Raw genomic sequence first — 24,543 nt, 5'->3', positions numbered from 1 at the left:
GCGGCATACCCTCGGGGGGCTGCCGCTCCACCGGCATTGCAGGCGGGTCGTGGCGAGATCGTGGCGCTCTCCTGCGGCGCAGGAGCCGGACGCCGACGACCTCCCTACCAGTCCCAGTCGCCGAATTCCGGTTCGCGGCAGCGATAGCCGATCGGGCATTCCGGATTGTCGCGGGTCGGCACGAAGCGCAACTCCGCGATCTCGGTGAGATGGCACTGCCCGCGGTCGCGCACGAAGCGCTCAGGGACACCACCGGAACTGATGGAAACGGAGCCCCGGCTCTTTACCAGGGCCATCGCGTCGGCACAGGTCATACGCTGGGTTGTCGAGAGGGGGCTCTGGGCACTGGCCGGCGTCGCCAGGGCGGCGCAGAAGGCAAGTGCGAGGCGTCTCGTCACGATACTCGGCGCCACTTTTCGGTTTCGATACCGTCAAGCATGGCAGTTTCCGCGTGGCGCGGAAAGGGGTTGCCGTCCGCTTGCCGCAATCGGGCGCTCTATCCACCGGGATTGCGTCCCCGCAGGGGCGCTCCACCCAGCGCGCGACCGCCCGAACCCGGCCCGGCGCGCCCGAACGGACGAACGTCGAAGCCATGACGGGATTGTCGATCCTCAACCTTGATGCCGTGCGGGCCGCTCCGGTCTCGCGTGAGCCCTACAGCTTCTTCCTCGGCAATGACGTCCTCAAGCCCGACGCCGTCGAGGACATCCGTCAGGATTTCCCCGCGATCGCCAAGCCGGGCTACCTCACGGTGGACGAGGTGGCTCTGAAGGGCCGCTTCAAGGCGCTGATCGACGAACTCGAGAGCGACGAGTTCTCACGCATCATGGGCGAGAAGTTCGGCATCGACCTCGTCTCCTGCCCGCGCCTCACCACCATCATGAAGCGCAGCCAGCTGAAATACGGCTCGATCCACACCGATGGCCCGTCCAAGGTGATGACGATGCTGATCTACATGAACGACGCCTGGGACGCCCCGGCCGCCGGCCGCCTGCGGGTGCTCTACGACGGCAAGAACTATGAGCCCTTCGCGGTCGAAGTTCCGCCCACCATGGGCACGATGTTCGCCTTCCTGCGCGCCGACAATTCCTGGCACGGCCACGAGCCGTTCGAGGGGGAGCGCCGGGTGGTCCAGGTGGCCTGGGTCAAGGATGCCACCGAACTCGAGCGCAAGAAGAAGCGCAACCGGACTGCCCAGTTCCTGAAGGGTATCTTCGGCCGCTGACTTCGCTCAGAGGCCCCGCAGAAGCCCCGGTCATCGCCGACCGGGGCCCATCGATCGAGCGAGCGTGGACCTGATCCTCCCGAGGTCGGCAGTACGACGGATCGCCGACCCACCGAATCCTTGACCGCGTACCGTCGGGTTCCCTGCCGCTGGCGCCTCTGGTGTCGGCCCTGTGCTCACGGGCGGGAACCGGCCACCGCGCCCCGTTGTCGTGCAGGCTAAACCCCCTTCATGCAACGAAGATCGAAGGCGCCGCAATTGCGAACCTGTCGATGACGCGTGAGCAGAGAACGCTCCTCATCTGAAAAACAAAGTCTCTCGCCCCTGACAACTGTGCCTCGGCGTGACTATGCAGGGGTGCCTGTCGAAAAGCGACATGCGAGGCATCAGGCCGAGCAGCGTGCGTGATTCGCGTGTCCGGATCGCCCGATTTGCCGGTCGATAACGCGCTGGACCGACCGACGGCGACGGGAGACGACTTTGCAGGAGAAGCAGCCGGAAGAGACGGACATCGGTGGATTCACGCGCTCGGGCCGGAGCGGCGGCCGGCTCATCGCCGTGGCGAACATGAAGGGCGGCGTCGGCAAGACGACGACGGTGGTCATGCTGGCTGAGGCCTTGGCTGCGGACGGAGCTTCGGTGCTGGTCGTCGACCTCGATCCGCAGGCCAGTGTCTCGGTCTGTCTCGCCGGAGAAAGCGTGCTTGCCGAGATGATCGCCCGGGGCCGTACCCTGGAGGCGTATCTCGCCCTCAAGCTCGTGAGCCGAGAAAAGCCGCTCCTGGCGCCTCGCATCCGGGATCAGGTCAGCGTCACGATGCACCAGAATCGGCCTCTGGCGCTCGCGCTGCTCCCCGCCGGGCCGTATCTTCGACTCGTGGAGCGGGAGATCATCTATGAGCTCACCGCGCGTAGTTTCTCGATGCACGCCATCGAGGGAAAGCTCACGACAATCTTCCAGGAGGAGTTCGTTCCGCTCACCGAGCGCTACGACTACGTCCTCTTCGATTGCGCGCCGGGCATTTCCCCGATGACCGAGGTCGCGATCCGCGGCTCCGACCTCGTGATCGTGACGTCGATCCCGGACTACCTCTCGACCTATGGGCTCGATGCCTTCGTTCAGACGGTGTGGGGTGACAAGGGTCGACGGCGCAGCACCGTCGTGCCGCCGCGCCAACCTCACGTCCTGGTGACGCGGTATCAGCAGCAGGTCCGTCAGCACCGACACACGCTCGCGCGGCTCCAGGCGGAGGCGAGTGCCGAGGACGCGGGGTTCCGTCTCTTCGCAACGCGTATACCCCAGGCGGCAGCCCTTGCCGAAGCGCTCATGCCGCGCCGGGATCCGCCCACGTTCTCAGGCAAGTACGGGGTCCATGTCTCAACCATCCTCATCCCGCTGGTCGCGGAAGTGAAAGGGGTCTTCGATGGCGCTTGACGTGGATGGCTTCGTCGCCCTCGGGGCGATCGCGCACGCGCCGGAGGTCTTTCCGGATATTCGGGCCGACCTCGCCAAGACGGTCCGGGCCCTGGTGGTCAAGCAACTGAAGGCCAGGAATCTGACGCTCGACGGCCTGCGGCGGGTGCGCAAGTGCCTGGGCTCGGAAACCTACGCCCTGATCGTCGACGGCCTCACCGAGGCCGAGGTGCGGGCCTTGATCGGGCGCTTCGACAAGCACCACGCCGACGCGAAGCTCGCTCAGACGGACTGGCTGCGACGCCGCTTGGCCGATCTCGCCCATGGTGCCGAACCGGCGATCAAGTCGTCGAAGCCGGGTCCTCAACGCCGGTCCAGATCCGCCGCCGAGGGCCGGGAGGTCACCCGCGCTCTCGGGAGTCCTGCCTTCACAGCATCCTGGGACGGGAAGGACCACGATCGGACCGAGAAGCCCCATCCAAAGGGGATCGCGGCAAAGGCGTCGCGCGGCAAGAAGAAGGGCGGCTGACCCGTCGCTCGTGTCGGGGCCACGTCGCTGCTCAGCTGCCGATGGCAGCGGTTCATACGAAAAGGAGGCCGCCTCGCGGCGACCCCCATTCCGATCCGGTGCGGTTCGGACTTCTTAGAAGTCCATGCCGCCCATGCCGCCGCCGCCCGGCATCGCCGGGGCGCCGCTGTCCTTCTTCGGAGCATCGGCGATCATGGCCTCGGTGGTGACGAGGAGGCCGGCGATCGAGGCCGCGTCCTGAAGGGCGGTGCGCACGACCTTGGCCGGGTCGACGATACCGGCCTGGATCATGTCGACGTACTCTTCGGTCTGGGCGTTGAAGCCGAAGGTGATCGAAGAGGTGTTGTCGGTGATCTTGCCGACCACGATCGAGCCCTCGACGCCGGAGTTGGCGGCGATCTGACGGATCGGAGCCTCGAGCGCCTTCAGCACGATCTTGATGCCGGCCTGGACGTCCGGGTTGTCGCTCTTCAGAGCGCGGACGGCCTCACGGGCACGGAGGAGGGCAGTGCCGCCGCCGGGAACGATGCCCTCTTCCACCGCAGCGCGGGTGGCGTTCAGCGCGTCGTCGACGCGGTCCTTCTTTTCCTTAACCTCGACCTCGGTCGCGCCGCCGACGCGGATGACCGCGACGCCGCCTGCGAGCTTGGCCAAGCGCTCCTGCAGCTTCTCACGGTCGTAGTCCGAGGTGGTCTCCTCGATCTGCGCCTTGATCTGACCGACGCGGGCCTCGATGTCCGACTTCTCGCCGAGACCGTCGATGATCGTGGTGGTCTCCTTCTCGATGCGGATGCGCTTGGCGCGACCGAGCATCGGGAGGGTGACGTTCTCGAGCTTGATGCCGAGATCCTCGGCGATCATCTGACCCTGGGTCAGGATCGCGATGTCCTCGAGCATGGCCTTGCGGCGGTCGCCGAAGCCCGGAGCCTTCACGGCCGCGACCTTCAAGCCGCCGCGCAGCTTGTTGACGACGAGCGTGGCGAGCGCCTCACCCTCGATGTCCTCGGCGATGATGACGAGCGGCTTGCCGGTCTGCACCACGGCCTCGAGAACCGGCAGCATCGCCTGGAGCGAGGACAGCTTCTTCTCGTGGATGAGGATGTAGGGGTCCTCGAGCTCGGCGACCATCTTCTCCGCGTTCGTGATGAAGTACGGGGAGAGGTAGCCGCGGTCGAACTGCATGCCCTCGACGACGTCGAGCTCGGTCTCGGCCGTCTTGGCCTCCTCGACGGTGATGACACCCTCGTTGCCGACCTTCTGCATGGCGTGGGCGATCATCTCGCCGATTTCCTTGTCGCCGTTGGCCGAGATGGTGCCGACCTGAGCGACTTCCTCGGACGAGGCGACCTTCTTGGCGCGGCTCGTGATGTCCTTCACGGCGGCGGTGGTGGCGAGGTCGATGCCACGCTTCAGGTCCATCGGGTTCATGCCGGCGGCGACGTACTTGGCGCCTTCACGGACGATGGCCTGGGCCAGCACGGTGGCGGTGGTGGTGCCGTCGCCCGCGATGTCGTTGGTCTTCGAGGCCACTTCGCGCACCATCTGGGCGCCCATGTTCTCGAACTTGTCGGCGAGCTCGATCTCCTTGGCGACGGTGACGCCGTCCTTGGTGATGCGGGGCGCGCCGAAGGACTTCTCGATGACGACGTTGCGGCCCTTGGGGCCGAGCGTCACCTTCACCGCGTCGGCGAGGATGTCGACGCCACGGAGCATCTTCTCGCGGGCGTCGGAGGCGAAGCGGACTTCTTTCGCTGCCATGTCAGATCCTTGTCAGTGATGGGCCCCGAGGCGCCGGACGGCGCCCTCGAAGGGCTCGTGGAAGGGAGGAGAACCGAAAACCGACTTAGGCGACGACGCCCATGATGTCGGATTCCTTCATGATCAGGAGGTCCTGACCGTCGATCTTGACCTCGGTGCCGGACCACTTGCCGAACAGGACGCGGTCACCGGCCTTGACGTCGAGCGGGTTCACGCGGCCGGCCTCGTCACGGGCGCCGGGGCCGACGGCGACGATCTCGCCCTCTTGCGGCTTCTCCTTGGCGGTGTCCGGAATGATGATGCCGCCTTTGGTCTTCTCTTCGCCTTCGATGCGGCGGACGACGACACGGTCGTGCAGCGGACGGAACTTCATGAGCTGCCCTCTTGCTTCAAATTCGTGGATGGCGTTGATGCGGCGCGGCAGCGCGCTCAACCCAGGCCGTTAGCACTCTCCTTGAGTGAGTGCTAACGCTGGCGCCGAGTTAGGCGCGGGAGCCGTTCGAGTCAAGACTGTCGCAGGCTCCGACGACGATCCGGCGACAGGATCATCCCCCGATTCCCCACGACGACGGAAAGTCCTTCGCGGATGATCAAGCTTCATGGTCCGCAAGGCGCGGTCGAGCCCGAGGCCCAGTCGCCGGCGGCGGCTTACCCCTCGCAGGTCGTCTGGATCGATCTCGATGATCCGAGCGCCGAGGAGGCCCAGCGGGTCGAGGCCTGCACCGGCATCCGGGTGCCCTCCCGGAAGGCGCTGAGCGAGGTCGAGAACTCGAGCCGGCTGCGGCGGCTGAAGTCCGGCTTCTCGCTGTCCACCCCGATGGTCACCTTCGACAAGCTCGACACCCAGTTGAAGCCCCTGGGCTTCGTGCTGACCCGCGACCGCCTCGTCACCGTGCGCTTCCACGAGTTGCGCGCCTTCGCGGAGGTGAAGAAGCGCATCGACGCCGGCGACGGGCCGGGCACAACCTCCACCGAGATCTTCCTCCTTCTGATGGAGGAATTGGTCGACAGCCTCGCGGACTCCCTCGAGGACATGGGGGCCGACCTCGACGAGTTGTCCACGCGGATCTTCGATTTCGATGTCCGTAGCGGGGCTCCCGCCGGGGATACCAAGCTCCGCGCCCAGACGCCCCGCCGGCGCGACCTGGCGCTGCGCCGGATCCTGCGCGGCATCGGCCGGCGCGGGAAGACCCTCGGCAAGATCCGGTCGAGCCTCCTCGGTCTGGAGCGGATCGTGCCTTTCGTGGCCAATGAGTGCGAGCATATCCTCGGCGAAGAGCAGGGGCCGCGCTTCGAGGCCGTGCGTCGCGACATCGCCTCCCTCGACGAGTTCGAGATCCGGCTCTCGGAGAACGTCCAGTTCCTGCTCGACGCGACCCTCGGCCTGATCAGCATCGAACAGAACAACACCTTCCGGGTCCTCACCGTGGCGTCCGTGGTCGGCATTCCGCCCACCCTGATCGCTTCGATGTACGGCATGAACTTCAAGCACATGCCCGAGCTGGAATGGGTCTACGGCTATCCCTACGGCCTCGCCCTGATCCTGGTGAGCGCCATCATTCCGATCGTTTTCTTCCGCATCCGGGGCTGGTTGTGACCGGTTGACGGAATGTTTGCCCGCGTGGTGCTAGAGCCGTGCGCAGCGATGCCCCGTCGAGCCGGCATCCGAGGATGAACCCGTCCGCGCCATGGCCGTGATCGCTGCCTTCATCCTCAATGCCGGCCTGAACTTCATCCTCGGCCTGCTCATCGCCAAGCTGCTGGGTCCCGCCGATTTCGGCCTGTTCGCCCTCGCGACGGCCGGGGCCATCGTGGCCAACACCGTCCTGTTCGAGTGGCTGCGCCTGTCGGCGACGCGGTTCTACTCGACCCGGGTTCGCCTGGATGAACCCTGGATCCGCCAGGGTCTCGACCGCGCCTACATGGTCCTGGCGCTGGCGCTCTTCGCGGCGGCCCTGATCTGCGCCGGATTGGGCCTGACCATCGAGCCCGGTGCGGGTGGGCGCCTCGCGATCACGGCCGGCGCGGCGGTGGCCGCCCTCGGCATCGGCGTGTTCGACTATCATGCCGCGCTCGCCCGAGCCCGCTTCGACGGCGGGCTCTACTTCAATCTCGTCGCCGTCAAGAACGGCCTCGCTTTCGTGCTGATGGCCGGTGCCGCTTGGTTCTTCCCCCAGCCGGTCTGGGTGCTGACAGCGGCGGGCGTCAGCCAAGCTTTCGCCGTCCTGCTGCTGTATCGCCCGTTGCGCGACCCAACCGTCCCGCACCCGCATCCCAAGCTGCGCGAGGCGTGGCGCCTCTTCGTCGCCTACGGCCTGCCGCTCATCGCCGCCAACGCGATCTATCAGCTGATGCCCTTCCTCAACCGCGGCAGCATCGCCGCCCATGCGGGACTCGCCGAAGCCGGCTACTTCGCCCTCGCCGCCGATGTCACGACCCGCAGCATCGGCACCCTCGGGACCGCCCTCGACCTGCTGCTGTTCCAGCTCGCGGTCCGGGTCGAGGAGGAGGAGGGCCGTGCGGCCGCCGAGCGTCAGGTCGGGCGCAACATCGGCGTCGTGGTGGCGCTGCTGCTGCCCTGCGCCGTGGGATTCTGGGCGGTGCTGCCGGGCCTGGAGGCGCTGGTGGTTCCGGAGGCCTATCGCGGCCCCTTCGCCGCCTATGCGGGGCTGATGGTGCCGGGCTTCTTCTGCTTGGCGATGATGAACTTCGCCCTGAACCCGATCTTCCAGATTCGCCGGCGCACCCGCCCGGTGATCGCGGCCGCCCTCCTCGGACTCGGCCTCAACGCGCTCGGGCTGTGGGTCCTGCCATCCCGGCTCGGACCCGAGGGGGTGGCGGTCGCCCAGACCCTCGGCCTCGCCGTCGCCACCCTGCTCCTGGCCTGGCGCGCACTGACCGGACCCGACCGCCTCCGCCTGCCCTGGTGGGAGATCCTGGCGGCCGGCATCGCCTCCCTGGCGATGGCGCTCTGCCTGCTGCCCCTTCGCCACATCGAGCCGACCCGGGCCCTGATGATCGGTGTGCCTCTCGGCATCGTGGTCTACGGCGCGCTGGTTTGGCTCTTCGACATCGCGGGCCTGCGCGGGCACCTGGAGGCCCGCTTCGGCCGGCCTCCGTCCGAGGCGGCGCCGGCCGAATAGCGGGTCCGCGCCGGATGCCATCGGCGCGAAGCTCCTCTAAGGTGGCCGCACAGGAACAGGATCGAGGACGCCGCAGAGCGTCCCGGATCAGGCAGGAAACGATGCGTGCATATCAGCCTCACGACGAGGGCGCGGCGGCCGAGATCGTCCGCGCGGCGGCCTCCGGCGCGGAGCCACTCCGCCTGGTCGGCGGTGCGACCAAGAGTGGGATCGGACGGCCGGCCCAGGACGAGGGCACCCTCTCCAGCACCGGCCTGACCGGCATCACCCTCTACGAGCCGGCCGAGATGGTCGTCGCCGCCCGGGCGGGCACGCCCCTGGCCGAGGTCCAGGTGCTGCTCGCCGCGCGCGGCCAGATGCTGCCCTTCGAGCCGATGGACCACCGCCCCCTGCTGGGCAGCACCGGCGAGCCGACCTTCGGCGCCGTGGCGGCGGCCAACAATTCCGGGCCGCGTCGGATCAATGCGGGAGCCGCCCGCGACAGCCTGATCGGCGTGCGCTTCGTCAACGGGCGCGGCGAGGCGATCAAGTCGGGCGGGCGGGTGATGAAGAACGTCACCGGGCTCGACCTCGTGAAGCTGATGGCCGGCTCCTGGGGCACCCTCGGCCTCCTGACCGAGGTGACCTTCAAGGTGCTCCCCGTGCAGGAGCGGGTCACGACCCTCGCCTTTCCGGACCTCGACGATGCGCGCGCGATCGCGGCCCTGAGCGCGGCCCTGGGCTCGCCCTTCGAGCTGACCGGGGCCGCCCACCTGCCCGCCGGCATCGAGGGCGGCGCCGCGCGGACGCTGATGCGGATCGAGGGGTTCTCGGAGTCGATCGACTATCGGCTCGGCGAATTGCGCCGTCTTCTCAAGCGCTTCGGCGAACCCGGGATCGTCGAGGGCGAGGCCGGCGATGCCCTCTGGACCCGGATTCGCGACGCGACCGCCTTCGCCGAGCCGCGCGATGCCGCGATCTGGCGCATCTCCACCGCCCCGACGCGCGGGCCCGCCGTCACGGCCGCGATCGGCGCCCGGCGCGACGCCCGCTGGTTCTACGACTGGGGCGGTGGCCTGATCTGGCTCGCGACGGATGCGGCGGGCGATGCCGGCGCGGAGATCGTCCGGGGGGCGGTGCGGGCGCAGGGCGGCCACGCCACGCTGGTCCGCGCCCCCGATGCCGTCCGCGCCGCCGTGCCGGTCTTCGAGCCGCTCTCCGAGCCGCTGATGCGGGTCACCGCCGGGATCAAATTCGCCCATGATCCCAAGGGCTTGTTCAATCCGGGCCGGATGTATGCCGGAATCTGAGCGGCCTCCGGTGCGGGACGAGGTCGCGCCGGCCGCGCTGTTCGGAGCGATTCCAAGGCTCGGCAACCGGCGCGAGACGCTCTAAACAGACAGGGCCAAGAACGACGATGCCGACACGGACCGGGTGCGCCCGGTCCGATGGACGGCGCAAGGGTGGACCCGAGGACACGCCGTGCAGACCAATTTCAGCCTGACGCAGCTCGCCGATCCGGCCATGGCGGCGTCCGAGAAGATCCTGCGGACCTGCGTCCATTGCGGATTCTGCACCGCGACCTGCCCGACTTACCTGCTCCTCGGCGATGAACTCGACTCCCCGCGCGGGCGGATCTACCTGATCAAGGACATGCTCGAAGGTGGAAAGCCGGCGGTGCCGGAAGTGGTCAAGCATGTCGACCGCTGCCTCTCGTGCCTGTCCTGCATGACGACTTGCCCGTCGGGGGTGCATTACATGCACCTCGTCGACCATGCCCGGGCGCATATCGAGGAAACCTATCAGCGTCCCCTGAGCGACCGGCTGCTCCGCAGCGTGCTGGCCTTCGTGCTGCCCTACCCGAACCGCTTCCGCCTGGCCCTCCTGGGGGCGAAGATCGGCGCCCCGTTCCGGCCCCTGGTGGCGCGCCTGCCGCGGGTCGGCAACCGCCTCGCGGCGATGCTCGACCTCGCCCCGGCCCACCTGCCGAACCGCAACCCGACCGACCGGCCCGGCACCTTCCCGGCCGAGACCCGGGCCCTGGAGGCGAGTGCGGCGTTGCAGGGGTATACCGCGCCGTCGCGTCGAGGTCGCGTGGCCCTGCTGCGCGGCTGCGCCCAATCCGTGCTGCGTCCCGATTTCAACGAGGCCGCGATCCGGCTCCTGACCCGGCACGGGGTCGAGGTGGTCCAGGCCAAGGGCGAGGGCTGCTGCGGCGCGCTCACCCACCACATGGGCAAGGCGGATTCGTCGCATGCCCAGGCCCAGCGGACCATTGACGCCTGGATCGCCGAGATGGACGGCGCCGGCCTCGACGCGATTCTCGTCACCGCCTCCGGCTGCGGCACGACGATCAAGGATTACGGCTTCATGTTCCGCGAGGATCCGGCCTATGCGGAGAAGGCGAAGCGCGTCTCGGCCATCGCCAAGGACGTGACCGAGTACATGGCCACGATCGGCCTGATGCCGCCGATCGTCGAGACCGACCTCGTGGTCGCCTACCACTCGGCCTGCTCGATGCAGCACGGCCAGGGCATCCGCACCGAACCGAAGAACCTCCTGAAGAATGCGGGCTTCACCGTGAAGGACGTGCCCGAGGGGCACATCTGCTGCGGCTCGGCCGGCACCTACAACATCCTCCAGCCGGAGATCGCCAGCCGCCTGCGCGACCGGAAGGTGGCCAACATCGAGCGGATGCGCCCCGACGTGATCGCCACCGGCAACATCGGCTGCGCCACCCAGATCGGGAAGGGCACGGCGATCCCGATCGTCCACACGGCGGAACTGCTGGACTGGGCGACCGGCGGCCCGAAGCCGGCGGCGCTGGAGGGCCTGCCCGCGCGGATGATGCTGGCAGCGGAGTAAGGGCGCGTCAGCGCCGGAGCGGGTCCGGCAGCGGAATCCAACGGTATCCCAGTCCGTCGCGGGCGACGTGGCCCAGCGACGGAAAGGCGGTGTGGTAGCCGGCGACGAGGATGCGGTCGGTGGCCGCCATGTCGTAGATCGTCCGCCGGGTCGCCGCGCCGGCCGCCTTGTCCAGGTCGAACAGGGCGTGCCAGTCGGGCCGTGCCAGCGAGGCGACCTCGTGATGGGCGCAGTCGCCCCAGACCAGCAGGCGCTGGCCCTCGCTCTCCAGATGGAAGGCGAGGTGCCCCGGCGTGTGGCCGAAGGCCGCCAGGGCGTCGATGCCCGGGACCACATTCTGGCCCGGCGACACGAAGCGGATGCGGTCGGCGAGGGGGAGCAGGTGACTGCGGAAGACGCGGGCCGACTTGTAGGTGTTGCTGTCCGGCGCGGTCGCGAGGCGCGCGTCGTCCTTCCAGAAAGCGAATTCCCGGTCGCCCATGACGTAGCGGGCCCTGGGGAAGAGCGGGCGCCCGGCCTCCAGGAGGCCGCCGATATGGTCGGTGTGGCAATGGGTCAGGACCACGAGATCGATCGCGTCCGGCGACAGCCCCGCCTGCCGCACCCGCTGCGCCAGCTGCCCGCCGGCCGGGCGCGGGACGAAGCCGACTTCGCCGTTGCCGGTGTCGAACAGGACGGTCTCGCGGCCGGTCTGGACGAGGATCGGCGTGAAGCCGGGCTCGAAGCGGTCCGGCGGGAGCCGGTTCGCCCGCATCAGGGCCTCGACCTCCGCCTTCGGACGGTCCTCGCCCACGATCGGCCAGGGACCGTCGATGACCGCCTCGGCGTCGCGCAGGGCGGTGACGGTGAAGGCGCCGAGGCGGAACTGCCGCAGGCCGGCGGGCAGGCTCGGGGGCAGGGCGTGCGTCGGTGGGCCCGCCCATGCGGCCTTCGGCAGGGCGAGGCCGGCGACCAGGGTCGCGGCGAGATGACGGCGGGTGAGTTCGGTCATCGCTGGACGTATCCCGAGAGGGCCGGTTCCGTCAGGATGGGTGCGGGACCGGTCGGAACGGTCTAGCGCGCGGGAGGAGGGCTCAGCTTGAACGAACGTGCTGCGCCGTCCGGCGCGTCGCCGGTCCCGATCTGGCATGTGGAGGGGGCGCACACGCTCTTCGCGGGGCCGCTCCGCTACAATGCCAGCCACCAGCACGGGGCCCCGGTCTACCTGGCGGGGCTCTACGACGCCTTCCGCATCCGATTCGCGCCGGGGTCATGGCTCACCTGCCGTACGGCCTTCGTCCCGGCGGGCATGCCGCACGAGCTGGATTGCGCCGGCGCACCCATCGGTGTCCTCTATCGCGAGCCCGATGCCGGGGCGTGGGCCCTGACGGGCCTGATGGGTCCGGCCGACACGGTCGGCACCGCCCTGGTGGGCAGGGGCGGGGAGATCGGCCCGTTGCGGTCGCTGTTCGAGCGCCGCGACGCCTGCGACTGGGCGGGCGAAGCCATCGCCGACCTGTCCGGTTTCGCGGCACGGCGGGTCGATCGGCCGGCCGATCCCCGGATCGCGAAGATCCTCGTCGATCTGCGGGCCCGGCCGGAGGCCGGGATGAGCGCGGAACGGCTGGCCCTGGCGGCGTCCCTGTCCTCCTCCCGGATGCAGCACCTGTTCAGCGCGACCATGGGTGTCCCGTTCCGGCGCTATCGCGGCTGGCTGCGCATGCGCCGCGCCATCGAGGCCGTCCTGCGCGGTGCCAACTTCACCGGGGCCGCGCACGAGGCGGCGTTCGCCGACCAGGCGCACTTCGCCAACGCCTTCCGCCGGACCTTCGGCGCGCCGGCCTCCTACAGCCTGCAGGACATCCGCCGCCCGAGCCCGTCGCGGCCGTCAGGTGCGATCGCGCATCTCCGCCAGCACGAACACCCGGAGGGCGGATGAGAGGTTCTGGCCGTCCCGGCCGGCATCGACGGCGCCGATCAGGGCCTGGACGGACTGGCCGCGCGCGCCTGCGATCGCCCGCAGGGCGTCCCAGAACGGGTCCTCCAGGGACACGCTGGTCCGGTGCCCGGCGATCATCACGGAGCGCTTGGTGATGCCGTTGGTCATTCCGGCACCCGACCCTCCCCCCTCTGCGGGGGAGGGTGGTCGCGGAGCGACCGGGAGAGGGGAGCGCCATATCCGGAAAGGTCGCTCCCTCTCCCGCCTGCTCCGCAGGCACCCTCTCCCGCAGAGGGGAGAGGGTCACGTGCCGCGTCCCCCATCACCCCTCCGAATCCGGCCCCACGAGCTTGTGGCCCTCGTGGCGCGAGACCTCGATGGCCTTCTTGGCCTCGGCCAGGGTTTTGGCCTTCTTCGGGCGGCCGAAGGCGATGCGGTTGTCCGCGGCCTTCGCCTCCTTCTCCACCCGCGCCCGGTCCTTGCGGGCCTGGCGCAGGTTGATGATCTCCGCCATACCGGTCGGCTCCCTCACTCGGCGCTGGGCGCCAGCATCGTCTCGGGGCGCACCACGCGCTCGAACTCCTCGGCCGTGACGTAGCCGAGGCGCAGGGCCTCCTCCTTGAGGGTGGTGCCGTTCTTGTGCGCGGTCTTGGCGATCTCGGCGGCCTTGTCGTAGCCGATCGAGGGCGCGAGCGCGGTCACCAGCATCAGCGAGCGGCTCATCAGGTCGGCGATCTTGTCCTCGTTCGCCTTGATGCCGACGACGCAATTGTCGGTGAAGCTGACGGCGGCGTCGGCGATCAGGCGGATCGACTGCAGCACCGCGTTGGCGATCACGGGCTTGAACACGTTCAGCTCGAAATTGCCCTGGCTGCCGGCCAGGCTCACGGTGGTGCCGTTGCCGATCACCTGGGCGCAGACCATCGTCAGGGCCTCGCACTGGGTCGGGTTGACCTTGCCGGGCATGATCGACGAGCCGGGCTCGTTCTCCGGCAGCGAGAGCTCGCCGAGGCCCGAGCGCGGGCCCGAGCCGAGGAAGCGGATGTCCTGGGCGATCTTGAACAGGCCCGAGGCCAGGGCGGTCAGCGCGCCCTGCGTGAAGACCAGGGCGTCGTGCGTCGCCAGGGCCTCGAACTTGTTGGCGGCCGAGGTGAAGGGCAGGCCGGTCAGCTCCGCCACCTTGGCGGCGAATTTTTCCGCGAATTCGGGATGGGCGTTGAGGCCGGTGCCCACCGCCGTGCCGCCCTGGGCCAGCGCCAGCACGCCCGGCAGCGTCGCCTTCACGCGCTCGGTGCCGAGCGCCACCTGGGCGACGTAGCCGGAGAATTCCTGGCCGAGCGAGACCGGGGTCGCGTCCTGCAGGTGGGTGCGGCCGATCTTGACGATGGAGGCGAAGGACTCGGACTTGGCCTGGAGCGCGTCGTGCAGGTGCTTCAGGGCCGGCAGCAGGCGGTCGTTGATCTCGCGCGAGACCGCGATGTGCATCGCGGTGGGGAACACGTCGTTGGAGGACTGGCCGCGATTGACGTGGTCGTTGGGGTGGACCGGCGACTTCCCGCCGCGCTTGCCGCCCAGGAGCTCGTTGGCGAGGCTGGCGATCACCTCGTTGGCGTTCATGTTCGACTGGGTGCCCGAGCCGGTCTGCCAGACCACCAGGGGGAATTCCTGGTCGTGTTCGCCGGAGACCACTTCGGCCGCGGAGGCCGCGACGGCCTGGGCCACCTTCGGGTCGAGGGCGCCGAGATCCTGGTTCACCAGGGCGGCGGCCTGCTTGACCATGCCGAGCGCGTGGACGAGGGGCGCCGGCATCCGTTCGGTGCCGATCTTGAAGTTCTGGATCGAGCGCTGCGTCTGCGCGCCCCAGTAACGATGCGCCGGGACCTCGATCGGGCCGAAGGTGTCGGACTCGGTGCGGGTGGCGGGCGTCTCGGTGGGCGACATCGTGGCCTCTTCGTCTGGCTAGAACGGACCCTACTTAAACCGCACGCATCCAAACCGCGATGGCGCATCGTGAGCGGGCCGTGTGCCCGGCGCCGAATTGTCATGGCTTCACAGCCCCCCGTGCCAGCCCCCCGGGGACCCGGAGTTGTCCTACATGCCGCCTGCCGCCGCCCTCGTAGAAGCCCGCGTCGAACCGGTGCCGCCGCTCCGCTTCCGGCCGGCGGTCCCGAAGCCCCTGCGCGAGCAGCCGGGCCTGTTCGGTTTCCTCAAGGCGGCCCGGGCCAATCCGCTGACGACCTGGCTCGACGTGCATTTCGAGAAGCCGGTGGTGGCCGCCGACGGCGCCCTCGGGCGGGTCACCGTGGTCAGCGACCCGGCCCTGATCCGCTACCTCTACGTCGAGAACGCCGCCAACTACCGCAAGGACGACCTGCAGCGGCGCGTCCTCGCCCCCGGCCTCGGCAACGGGCTGCTCACCGCCGAGGGCGACGAGTGGAAGCTGCAGCGCCGGACCCTGGCGCCGATCTTCTCGGCCCGGCACGTGCTCGGCTTCAATGCGCCGATGAACGCCGCCGGCGCCCGCATCGCCCGCCGGCTGGCGCGCCGCGACGGCACCCGCATCGACGTCGCCCTGGAGATGACCCGCGTCACCCTCGACGTGCTGGAGCGGACGATCTTCACCCACGGCCTCGCCAGCGATCCCGACGCCCTGGGCCGGGCGATCACCCGCTTCCTCGAATCGGTCGGGCCGATCGATCCCCTCGACGTGTTCGGGGTGCCGGGCTTCGTGCCCCGCATCGGCCGCCTGCGGGCGCGCCCCGCCATCCGATTCTTCGCCGAGGTGGTGGACGAGCTGATCGAGCGCCGCCGCGCCCTGATCGCCCAGGGCACCGCGCCGGCCGACCTGCTGACGCTTCTCCTGAAGGCGCAGGACCCGGAGACGGGCAAGGGGCTCACCGATCTCGAGGTGAAGGCCAACATCGTCACCTTCATCGCGGCCGGCCACGAGACCACCGCCAACGCCCTGACTTGGGCGCTCTACTGCCTGTCGCAGGACCCGGCCGCCCGGGCCCGGATCGAGGCCGAGGTCGACGCCGTGCCGGCGGACCAGGATTTCGACGCGGAGGCGCTGCCCTACACGAAGGCGGTGATGGAGGAGACCATGCGGCTCTTCCCGCCGGTGCCGTTCCTGAGCCGGCAGGCCATCGCCGAGGACCGGATCGGCCGCATCAAGATCCCCAAGGGCTCCCTGGTGATGGTGGCGCCCTACGTGCTCCACCGCCACAAGACCCTGTGGCAGGAGCCCGAGGCCTTCATGCCCGAGCGCTTCCTGCCGGAGGCCCGCGCCGCGATCCCGCGCTTCGCCTACCTGCCCTTCGGGGCCGGCCCGCGCGTCTGCATCGGCCAGAGCTTCTCCCTGCAGGAGGCCGTGGTGGTGCTGGCCCACATCGCCCGCGCCGCCCGCTTCACGCTGGCCGACGACCACGCCCCGGTGACGCCGCTCCACCGGGTGACGCTCCGGCCCGAGCACGGGCTGCACATGACCGTGCACCCGCGGGGGTGAGGGACGCGCTCCGCGCTCCGAAGGGCCGGCATTTCCGTCGTGCGGGTCATGGAGGAAGATCCCGCGCGCGGCACCGAGGCATCCCGGGGCCGCGCCGCGGAAGCCGGGATGCAGACGCGCAGGTGGTGTAGGACATGACGCTGTCAGCGGTTCTGGATTCCGGGCTCGCCTGCGGCGCCCCGGAATGACGGCGTGGATTTCTCGGAAGGGGAAGAGGCGGGTGCGGCTCCACCGGTCTCGAACACAGCACCGCGTCATCCCGGGGCCGCGCAGCGGAACCCGGGATCCAGATCCGCAGGGGGTGTCGGACATGACGCCGTCGGCGGTTCTGGATTCCGGGTCCGCCGGCAGCGCCCCGGAATGACGGCGTGGATTTCTCGGAAGGGGAAGAGGAGGGTACGGCTCCACCGGTCTCGAACACAGCACCGCGTCATCCCGGGGCCGCGCAGCGGAACCCGGGATGCAGACGCGCAAGGGGGTGCCGAACCCGACGCCGTCGGCGGTTCTGGATTCCGGGCTCGCCTGCGGCGCCCCGGAATGACGGTGTGGATTTCTCGGAAGGGGAAGAGGCGGGTGCGGCTCCACCGGTCTCGAACACAGCACCGAGTCATCCCGGGGCCGCGCAGCGGAACCCGGGATCCAGATCCGCAGGGGGTGTCGGACATGACGCCGTCGGCGGCTTTGGATTCCGGGTCCGCCGGCGGCGCCCCGGGATGACGGGGCGGTCGCCCCCGCCGATCAGCTCTTCTTGCGGAAGGCGTCGAGGCTGACGACTTCGGCGCTGGTCTCGGGGGCGTCCTCGGCCTTCTTGGCCGGGGCCTTGGACTCGGAGCCGTCCTCGGCCTTCGCGGCCTGGGCGGCGGGCGCCGGTGCGGCGCCGATCTTCGGGACGGCGCTGCCGATGGTGGCGAGGCCGGTGCCCTTCGGCTTGATCTCGGTCGGCTCGGAGGCGGCGCCGCGCGGCGGGGTCTTGCCGCCGGCGGCCGGCGCATCCTCCTCCGGCTCCTCCTCGGCGGCGACCGCCTCCGTGCCCTCGCTGAGGTCGAACTTGAGGCCGAACTGCACGGAGGGATCGAAGAAGCCGGTCAGGGCGTCGAAGGGTACGAGCAGGCGCTCGGGCACGCCGGAGAAGGACAGCCCGACCTCGAAGGTGTGCTCGGTGACGCCGAGATCCCAGAACTGGTGCTGGAGCACGATGGTCATGTCCTGCGGGTACTTCTCCCGCAGGCGCTGCGACATGCGCACGCCCGGCGCCTCGGTGCGGAACGAGACGTAGAAGTGGTGCTCGCCCGCGAGGCCCTCGCGGGCCGCGTCGGTCAGCACCTTGCGCACCACGCCGCGCAGGGCGTCCTGCACCAGGAGATCGTAGCGGATCAGGTCGTCTGCCATCTGCGGTCGCTTATGCCCGGTCACTGCCCGCCGTCTCACGCCGCGAGGGCGCTCCGGGTCGGATGAAAATCGAATGGGAGCACCGGTGAACGGCCCTCCCGGAACCCTGCCTGAACGGCCGTGACATCGGCTGGCCGAAGACCGAGCTTCCGCCAAAACCCGGAGCCTGTCGAGCCTCGGGGCCTCGCGGACGGGGGCCTTGCGTCCAAAAGCCCGTGGTCCGGAGCGCCGCCGCCGGGTTACCGTTCCGGCCGCGAACCCCGTTCCGGCGCCGCCGGATCCCCGACCTCGCCGAGCCCCTCGGCCAACGCCTTGATTATAGTGGGAGTGCCGCCGCATTTGAAGCCCGATGATGGGGCGCCGCTGCCGGAGTCGCAGGCGGCGTGGCCCGCATGCCCACAGCCCCGCGCGTCGCGGGTGCGGACCGGCCTCGGGGCCGTGACGGCGCTCGCCGGGCTGGCTTTCGCGGCCTTCCTGGCGCTGGCGGCCGCGACCCTCCTGGCCCTGGTCATCGTCCGGGTCGGCGGCGACTGGATCGACGGCATCGCCCTCCTCGGCGGGGAGCGGCCGCGGCTGCATCCGCGCCAGCTCGCCATGCGGGAGCTCGCCGTGGACGTGGTCCGGCAGGTCGTCCTCGCCCTCCTCGTCGTGGGTGCGGTGCGCTGGCGGGACGGGGCGGCCTGGCGCCGGACCCTGGCCCTGGCGGCGCCGGTGCCGCCGCCCTGGGGGCCCGGCGCCCCGGGCCTGTCGGCGCGCCGCTTCGCCGCGATCCTGCTGGTCTGGCCCCTGATCCACATCACCTGGGTGACCGGCAGCGCCGAGCTGTTCCGGATGCCCATCGGCCGGCACACCGCCCTGTCGCCGGGCCTGACCCCGGCGGCGGCGGCCCTGTGGTTCGCCTACGTGCTCGTGCTGGCGCCGCTGGCCGAGGAACTGCTGATGCGCGGCGCGCTGTTCGCCCGGGCGCGGCAGACCTTCGCGGCGCGCGGCGCGATCCTGGCGACCGCGCTGCTCTTCGCCGGCGCCCACCTCACCCCCGCGGGCTTCGCCCGGCCGGTCTCGCTGATCCCCCTGGCGCTGGTCCTCGGCTGGGTGCGCTGGCGCAGCGGGCGGCTCTGGCCGGGCATCCTGCTGCACGCCTGGAGCAACCTCGCCATGATCGCCTACGTGCTCGCCCCCGCGCTGGACTGAGCGCGGGGCGGGTGTGGCGACGAAGATGTTGACGTCCCGGCCCGCGACCTCGCCAGCCCCGGCGCTTCGGGGTATTCCGGGTGCCCCGCCTCGGAGCCGCGATGCACGCTTATCACCAGCTTCTCGAACGCATCCTGCAGGACGGGGTGCGCAAGGACGACCGGACCGGCACCGGCACCCTCTCGGTGTTCGGGCACCAGATGCGCTTCGACCTCGCGGAGGGCTTCCCCCTCGTCACCACGAAGCAGCTGCACCTGCGCTCGATCATCCACGAGCTGCTGTGGTTCCTCACCGGCGACACCAATGTGCGCGCGCTCCAGGCCAACGGCGTCAGCATCTGGGACGAGTGGGCGGACGCGAACGGCGATCTCGGCCCGGTCTACGGCCACCAGTGGCGCTCCTGGGCCAAGCCCGACGGCGGCAGCGTCGACCAGATCGCCTGGGTCCTCGACGAGATCCGCCGCAACCCGGATTCCCGGCGCCTCATCGTCTCGGCCTGGAACCCGGCCGACCTCGACCGGATGGCGCTGGCGCCCTGCCACTGCCTGTTCCAGTTCTACGTCGCTGAGGGGCGGCTCTCGTGCCAGCTCTACCAGCGCTCGGCCGACGTCTTCCTCGGCGTGCCCTTCAACATCGCGAGCTACGCCCTCCTCACGGCGATGATCGCCCAGGTGACGGGGCTGGAGCCCGGCGACTTCGTCCACACCCTGGGCGACGCCCATCTCTACGTGAACCACCTCGAGCAGGCCCGGCTGCAGCTGACGCGGGACCAGCGGCCGCTGCCGCGCCTCGTGCTCAATCCCGCCGTAACCTCGCTCTTCGATTTCCGCTTCGAGGACATCGCGGTGGAGGGCTACGACCCCCATCCGGCGATTCGCGCCCCGGTGGCGGTCTGATGCCCGCCCCCCGCATCACGATCATCGCGGCGGTCGCCCGCAACGGCATCATCGGGCGCGACAACGACCTGATCTGGCGCCTGCGCAGCGACCTGCGCCGGTTCAAGGCCCTCACCATGGGCAAGCCCCTGCTCATGGGGCGCAAGACCTTCGCGTCGATCGGCCGGCCGCTGCCCGGCCGGCGCACCATCGTGCTCACCCGCGACCCCGGCTTCGCGGTGCCCGAGGTGGCGGTGGCGCATGACTGGGCGGGCGCCCTGGCGGCGGCCGAGGGGGCCGAGGAGCTGATGGTGGCGGGCGGCGGCGAGATCTACGCCCTGGCGCTTCCCCACGCGGCGCGCATCCACCTTACCGAGGTCGATCTCGCGCCCGAGGGCGACACGGCGTTCCCGCCCTTCGACCGGAGCCGCTACCACGAGACGCACCGCGAGGCGCATCCGCCCGGAGAGCACGACGCCTGCGCCTTCAGCTTCGTCGATCTGGAGCGCACGGCGTGACCGCGCCGTAAACCATGGCACCGCGACCCATTGCGCAATGGCGACCGGTGCGGTTGTCTTTCCCGCGCCCGATGCCCAAGTGGCAATCTTGACAGGATCACGCGCGCCCACGCAGGTGCCAGGGTCGGGTCACGACGAGATCAACACTCTTGTCCACGCGGGGGAGTTCCGGCCCGCCTCCTGAGGAGGCCGGGTCGGAGAGCGCGGGTGGGCTTCGTGCGCGGCGCAGACGCTGCTGGAACAGGAGAGATCGGCGAGCATGCCTTGGAGCAATCAGAGCGGCGGCGGTAGCGGCAACGGGGGAGGGCCCTGGGGCCGAGGCGGCGGCGGCAATGGCGGCGGGGGTGGCCCGTGGGGCGGCGGGGGCGGCGGCGGCAAGACTCCGCCCGACCTCGAGGAACTCCTGCGGCGCAGCCAGGACCGGCTGCGCGGCGTGCTCCCAGGCGGCTCCTTCGGCGGCGGTCGCGGCATCCTGATCGCCGGCGGCATCGTGGTCGCCGTCTGGCTCGCCACCGGGTTCTACACCGTGGCGCCGCAGCAGGTCGGCATCGAGACGGTCTTCGGCCGCTACACCAGCACCACCGGCCAGGGCCTGAACTACAACTTCCCGGCCCCCATCGGCGCCGTGACCAAGCCCAATGTCGGCCAGGTCAACAGCGTGCAGATCGGCTACCGCGCCGGCCTCGGCAATCAGACCCGGACGGTGGACAAGCCCGAGGAGAGCCTGATGCTCACCGGCGACGAGAACATCGTCGACCTCGACTTCGAGGTGCAGTGGCGCATCAACCCCCTGAAGGCCTCCGACTTCGTCTTCAACCTCGAGAATCCCGAGGGCACGATCAAGGCCATCGCCGAGAGCGCGATGCGCGAGGTCGTCGGCCGCCGCAACATCCAGCCGATCCTGACCAACGAGCAGTCGAGCGTCGCCCAGGAGGTCCGCGAGATCACCCAGAAGGCCCTCGACGAATACGGCGCCGGCGTGCGCATCGAGCTCGTGCAGCTCGTCAGCGTGCAGCCCCCGCCGGAGGTGCGGCCCGCTTTCTTCGACGTGAACGCGGCCCAGCAGGACGCCGAGCGCGCCAAGAACGACGCGCGCACCTACGAGAGCCGCGAGGTTCCGCAGGCCCGCGGTAAGGCCGCCCAGATCGTCCAGGCGGCGGAGGCCTACAAGACGCAGTCCACCGCCGACGCGACCGGCCAGGCCTCCCGCTTCAGCCAGGTCTACGATTCCTACAAGGTCGCGCCGGTCATCAGCCGCGAGCGCATCTTCCTCGAAACGATGGAGCGGGTCCTGGGCTCGGTCAACAAGGTGATCATCGATCAGAACGGGGCCGGCGCCGGGTCAGGCGCCAGCGCCGCCGGCGTCCTGCCGGTGCTGCCGCTCACCGAGTTCGGTCCCCGCAACGCTGCCGGTGGAGTGGCCCGATGAACAACCAAGCCCTCCGCACCGGCCTGATGATCGTGGCCGCCGCCATCGTCGTCGGCCTCTACGCCTCGGTCTTCACCGTGGGCCAGATGCAGCAGGCCCTGGTGCTGCGCTTCGGCGGCGTCCGCGCCGTCCTGAACCAGACCGGCACCGACAAGCCCGGGCTCTACTTCAAGCTTCCGTTCTTCGAGAACGTCGTCCTGTTCGACAAGCGGGTGCTCGATCTCGACCTGCCGGTGCAGACCCTGCTGACCACCGACCGTCAGAACCTCGAGGTGGACGCCTTCGCGCGCTACCGGATCATCGATCCGCTGAAGTTCTACCAGTCGGCCAACAACATCGCCCGCGCCAACACCCTCCTGGCGAGTTTCACCAACTCGGCCCTGCGCAACCTGCTCGCCCGCTCGACCCGCGACGCCATCGTGCGGACCCAGCGCGCCGAGCTGATGAACCAGATCCAGGCCGACGTGAACAAGCAGGCCAAGGAGCTCGGCGTCGAGATCGTCGACCTGCGCATGACCCGCGTCGACCTCCCGGCCCAGAACAGCTCGGCGGTCTACAAGCGCATGACGACGGAGCGCCAGCGCGAGGCGGCCGACATCCGCGCCACCGGCGAGCAGGCCGCGGTCACGATCAAGGCCAAGGCCGACCGCGACGTCACCGTGCTGCTCTCGGAGGCCAACCAGACGGCCGAGACCCTGCGCGGCCAGGGCGACGCCGACAAGAACCGCATCCTCGCGGAAGCCTACGGCAAGGACGCGGACTTCTTCAGCTTCTACCGCTCCATGCAGGCCTACGAGACCGGCCTGAAGGGCTCCGACACCCGGCTGGTGATCAGCCCCTCGTCGGACTTCTTCCGGTACTTCAGCGATCCGCAGGGCCGGACCCCCGCGAGCCCGGCCGCCCGCACGCGGGCGCCGGCGGAGCCCGGCTCGACGGGCAGCACCCGCTGACGGGACCCGACCACATGCCGGCGGCGAACCCTCGGTTCGCCGCCGGACTCTTGATCGGGGACCGGCGCGGACGATCTAAGACCGTCCAGACACACATGAGGTCGACCATGCTTCCCGTCGCGAGCGCCGTCCGGGCGCCCCGTTCCCGAGCGCTCCAGCGCAGCCTGCGCTCCGCCCTCGCCGCCGCGGCGCTGGCGACCGCCCTGGCCGTGACCGGCGCCCCGGCGCCGGCCTTCGCCAAGGGCCCCGAATCCCTGGCCGACCTCGCCGACCAGGTCACCGACGCCGTGGTCAACATCTCGGCCTCGACCACCGTCGACGCGCGCCCCAGCACCCGTTCCGGCCCGCAGCTGCCCCAGGGCACGCCCTTCGAGGACCTGTTCGAGGAGTTCTTCAACAAGCGCGGCCAGCGCGGCGGCGGCGGTGGCGACCGCAGCGAGGCGGAGCGCCCGCGCCAGCGCAAGTCGAACTCCCTCGGCTCGGGCTTCATCATCGACGCCTCCGGCATCGTGGTGACGAACAACCACGTCATCGGCGACGCCAACGACATCCAGGTCATCCTGCACAACGGCACCAAGCTGAAGGCCGAGATCATCGGCAAGGATGCCAAGATCGATCTGGCGGTGCTGCGGGTGAAGCCGGAAGCCGGCAAGCCCCTGAAGGCCGTGCCGTTCGGCGACTCCGAAAAAATGCGCCCGGGCGACTGGGTCATCGCCATCGGCAACCCGTTCGGCCTCGGCGGCTCGGTCTCGGCCGGCATCGTCTCGGCGCGCGGCCGCAACATCGAGTCCGGCCCCTACGACAACTACATCCAGACCGACGCGGCCATCAACAAGGGCAATTCCGGCGGGCCGCTGTTCAACATGAACGGCGAGGTCATCGGCATCAACACCGCGATCCTGTCACCCACCGGCGGCTCGGTCGGCATCGGCTTCGCGGTTCCGTCGAACAACGCCTCCCAGGTCATCGACCAGCTGCGCGAGTTCGGCGAGGTCCGCCGCGGCTGGCTCGGCGTGCGCATCCAGAACGTCGACGAGACCACGGCCGAAGCCCTCGACATGAAGGACGGGGTCAAGGGCGCGCTCGTGGCCGGCGTCGACGAGAAGGGCCCGGCCAAGGCCGCCGGCCTCGAGATCGGCGACGTCATCGTCAAGTTCAACGGCACGGCGGTGAAGTCGTCCAGCGACCTGCCGCGCATCGTCGCCTCGACCCCGGTCGGCAAGACCGTCGACGTGCTGGTGATCCGCAAGGGCGCCGAGACCACGAAGTCCGTCACCCTCGGCCGCCTGGAGGACACCGAGAAGCCGACCCTGGCCAGCGTCAAGCAGCCCGAGCCGGAGAGCGCGGTGCGCCAGGTGCTCGGCCTCAACCTCTCGGGCATCACCGACGAGGCGCGCAAGCGCTACAGCCTCAAGGACGGCCTGAAGGGCGTCCTCGTCACCCGCGTCGATCCGAACTCCACGGCGGCCGACAAGCAGATCAAGCCGGGCGAGGTCATCGTCGAGGTCGGTCAGGAGGCGGTGAGCGCGCCGGCCGACGTCAGCAAGCGCATCGACCAGCTCAAGAAGGACGGCCGCAAGTCCGTCCTGCTCCTGGTCGCCAGCGCGAGCGGCGACGTCCGCTTCGTGGCGCTGGGGATCGACTGATCCCTTCGACTCCGGTGATGCGACGAAGCCGCCGCCCGAGAGGGCGGCGGTTTTGTTTTGGCCTCTGGGGGCTTCGGTTCGCGGGCGGCTGTTTCACCGGCCAAGACGTTTCCCGTCGCTCCCCGTCATCCCGGGGCCGCGCAGCGGAGCCCGGGATCCAGACACACAGGTGGCGCAAGGTTTTGTAGGGTCAGCGGCTCTGGATTGCAC

At 69.9% G+C, this 24,543-nt stretch carries 23 protein-coding genes; 15 read left to right on the top strand and 8 right to left on the bottom strand.

All coding sequences use genetic code 11. The features are described 5' to 3' along the window. Nucleotides 1–104 precede the first annotated feature (104 nt). Nucleotides 105–398, bottom strand: coding sequence for a hypothetical protein (locus tag ACXJY8_RS15220; RefSeq protein WP_463770270.1), 294 nt, complete (start codon nt 396–398; stop codon nt 105–107). Between the two features lie 194 nt (nt 399–592). On the opposite strand from ACXJY8_RS15220, the gene ACXJY8_RS15215 reads away from it, so the two are divergent. From ACXJY8_RS15215 to ACXJY8_RS15205, 3 genes are all read left to right on the top strand, one after another. Then, on the top strand, nt 593–1,225 hold the full coding sequence (locus ACXJY8_RS15215) for a 2OG-Fe(II) oxygenase (RefSeq protein WP_463770268.1): 633 nt from the start codon (nt 593–595) through the stop codon (nt 1,223–1,225). A gap of 480 nt (nt 1,226–1,705) precedes the next feature. Beyond that, nucleotides 1,706–2,659: a ParA family protein gene (locus tag ACXJY8_RS15210; RefSeq protein WP_463770266.1), complete on the top strand. Its 954-nt coding sequence runs from the start codon at nt 1,706–1,708 to the stop codon at nt 2,657–2,659. Further along, nucleotides 2,649–3,167 (top strand): hypothetical protein, encoded by a 519-nt coding sequence (locus tag ACXJY8_RS15205; RefSeq protein ID WP_463770264.1) that lies wholly within the window; start codon nt 2,649–2,651, stop codon nt 3,165–3,167. The genes ACXJY8_RS15210 and ACXJY8_RS15205 overlap by 11 nt, the downstream gene beginning before the upstream one ends. Nucleotides 3,168–3,281: 114 nt before the next feature. Here the strand turns inward: ACXJY8_RS15205 and groL are convergent, their stop codons facing one another. After that, a complete protein-coding gene (groL, locus tag ACXJY8_RS15200) occupies nt 3,282–4,925 on the bottom strand; it encodes a chaperonin GroEL (protein ID WP_055956495.1) in 1,644 nt (547 codons plus the stop codon). An 85-nt stretch (nt 4,926–5,010) separates the two neighbouring features. Continuing rightward, nucleotides 5,011–5,298 (bottom strand): co-chaperone GroES, encoded by a 288-nt coding sequence (gene groES / locus ACXJY8_RS15195; RefSeq protein WP_018042554.1) that lies wholly within the window; start codon nt 5,296–5,298, stop codon nt 5,011–5,013. Between the two features lie 213 nt (nt 5,299–5,511). On the opposite strand from groES, the gene ACXJY8_RS15190 reads away from it, so the two are divergent. The 4 genes from ACXJY8_RS15190 to ACXJY8_RS15175 all read left to right on the top strand — a co-directional run bounded on the left by ACXJY8_RS15190 (nt 5,512) and on the right by ACXJY8_RS15175 (nt 10,912). Beyond that, entirely contained in the window at nt 5,512–6,522 is a 1,011-nt protein-coding gene (locus tag ACXJY8_RS15190; protein ID WP_463770262.1) for a magnesium transporter CorA family protein, read from the top strand. A 91-nt stretch (nt 6,523–6,613) separates the two neighbouring features. Next, entirely contained in the window at nt 6,614–8,068 is a 1,455-nt protein-coding gene (locus tag ACXJY8_RS15185; RefSeq protein WP_463770260.1) for a lipopolysaccharide biosynthesis protein, read from the top strand. A gap of 101 nt (nt 8,069–8,169) precedes the next feature. Next, nucleotides 8,170–9,357: an FAD-binding protein gene (locus tag ACXJY8_RS15180; RefSeq protein WP_463770258.1), complete on the top strand. Its 1,188-nt coding sequence runs from the start codon at nt 8,170–8,172 to the stop codon at nt 9,355–9,357. Nucleotides 9,358–9,529: 172 nt separating this feature from the next. Further along, nucleotides 9,530–10,912, top strand: a complete 1,383-nt coding sequence (locus tag ACXJY8_RS15175) for a heterodisulfide reductase-related iron-sulfur binding cluster (RefSeq protein ID WP_463770256.1) — start codon at nt 9,530–9,532, stop codon at nt 10,910–10,912. Nucleotides 10,913–10,919: 7 nt separating this feature from the next. Here the strand turns inward: ACXJY8_RS15175 and ACXJY8_RS15170 are convergent, their stop codons facing one another. Next, on the bottom strand, nt 10,920–11,903 hold the full coding sequence (locus tag ACXJY8_RS15170) for an MBL fold metallo-hydrolase (RefSeq protein ID WP_463770254.1): 984 nt from the start codon (nt 11,901–11,903) through the stop codon (nt 10,920–10,922). Between the two features lie 87 nt (nt 11,904–11,990). Here ACXJY8_RS15170 and ACXJY8_RS15165 point away from each other — a divergent pair, with 87 nt between their 5' ends. After that, nucleotides 11,991–12,830 (top strand): AraC family transcriptional regulator, encoded by an 840-nt coding sequence (locus ACXJY8_RS15165; RefSeq protein WP_463770252.1) that lies wholly within the window; start codon nt 11,991–11,993, stop codon nt 12,828–12,830. Here ACXJY8_RS15165 and ACXJY8_RS15160 read toward each other — a convergent pair. The 3 genes from ACXJY8_RS15160 to fumC form a co-directional block, all read right to left on the bottom strand. Next, nucleotides 12,780–12,998, bottom strand: coding sequence for a ribbon-helix-helix domain-containing protein (locus tag ACXJY8_RS15160; RefSeq protein ID WP_463770250.1), 219 nt, complete (start codon nt 12,996–12,998; stop codon nt 12,780–12,782). The genes ACXJY8_RS15165 and ACXJY8_RS15160 overlap by 51 nt on opposite strands. 154 nt (nt 12,999–13,152) lie before the next feature. Beyond that, complete coding sequence (locus ACXJY8_RS15155) at nt 13,153–13,344, bottom strand: DUF4169 family protein (RefSeq protein WP_463770248.1); 192 nt, start codon at nt 13,342–13,344, stop codon at nt 13,153–13,155. A gap of 14 nt (nt 13,345–13,358) precedes the next feature. Continuing rightward, a complete protein-coding gene (gene fumC / locus ACXJY8_RS15150; protein ID WP_463770246.1) occupies nt 13,359–14,771 on the bottom strand; it encodes a class II fumarate hydratase in 1,413 nt (470 codons plus the stop codon). Between the two features lie 154 nt (nt 14,772–14,925). Here fumC and ACXJY8_RS15145 point away from each other — a divergent pair, with 154 nt between their 5' ends. Continuing rightward, complete coding sequence (locus ACXJY8_RS15145; protein ID WP_463770244.1) at nt 14,926–16,335, top strand: cytochrome P450; 1,410 nt, start codon at nt 14,926–14,928, stop codon at nt 16,333–16,335. Nucleotides 16,336–17,073: 738 nt separating this feature from the next. On the opposite strand, the gene ACXJY8_RS15140 is transcribed toward ACXJY8_RS15145, so the two are convergent. Further along, nucleotides 17,074–17,724, bottom strand: coding sequence for an SspB family protein (locus ACXJY8_RS15140; protein WP_463770242.1), 651 nt, complete (start codon nt 17,722–17,724; stop codon nt 17,074–17,076). A 438-nt stretch (nt 17,725–18,162) separates the two neighbouring features. On the opposite strand from ACXJY8_RS15140, the gene ACXJY8_RS15135 reads away from it, so the two are divergent. The 6 genes from ACXJY8_RS15135 (at nt 18,163) to ACXJY8_RS15110 (ending at nt 24,333) form a co-directional block, all read left to right on the top strand. Further along, nucleotides 18,163–18,915 carry a CPBP family intramembrane glutamic endopeptidase gene (locus ACXJY8_RS15135; protein ID WP_463770240.1) on the top strand — a complete coding sequence of 251 codons (753 nt, stop codon included), beginning with the start codon at nt 18,163–18,165 and terminating at the stop codon, nt 18,913–18,915. A gap of 101 nt (nt 18,916–19,016) precedes the next feature. Then, complete coding sequence (locus ACXJY8_RS15130; RefSeq protein ID WP_463770238.1) at nt 19,017–19,811, top strand: thymidylate synthase; 795 nt, start codon at nt 19,017–19,019, stop codon at nt 19,809–19,811. Then, complete coding sequence (locus ACXJY8_RS15125; protein WP_463770236.1) at nt 19,811–20,308, top strand: dihydrofolate reductase; 498 nt, start codon at nt 19,811–19,813, stop codon at nt 20,306–20,308. Before ACXJY8_RS15130 ends, ACXJY8_RS15125 begins: the two co-directional genes overlap by 1 nt. Nucleotides 20,309–20,567: 259 nt before the next feature. Beyond that, nucleotides 20,568–21,737 (top strand): FtsH protease activity modulator HflK, encoded by a 1,170-nt coding sequence (gene hflK / locus ACXJY8_RS15120; RefSeq protein WP_463770234.1) that lies wholly within the window; start codon nt 20,568–20,570, stop codon nt 21,735–21,737. Further along, nucleotides 21,734–22,687, top strand: a complete 954-nt coding sequence (hflC, locus tag ACXJY8_RS15115) for a protease modulator HflC (RefSeq protein WP_463770232.1) — start codon at nt 21,734–21,736, stop codon at nt 22,685–22,687. The genes hflK and hflC overlap by 4 nt, the downstream gene beginning before the upstream one ends. A gap of 107 nt (nt 22,688–22,794) precedes the next feature. Continuing rightward, nucleotides 22,795–24,333, top strand: a complete 1,539-nt coding sequence (locus tag ACXJY8_RS15110) for a DegQ family serine endoprotease (RefSeq protein ID WP_463770230.1) — start codon at nt 22,795–22,797, stop codon at nt 24,331–24,333. Nucleotides 24,334–24,543: the final 210 nt, after the last annotated feature.

The organism is Methylobacterium sp. TK31 (assembly GCF_055361545.1).
Note: the sequence above shows the minus strand (reverse complement) of the source record. Positions and strands in the feature narration are given on the sequence as shown.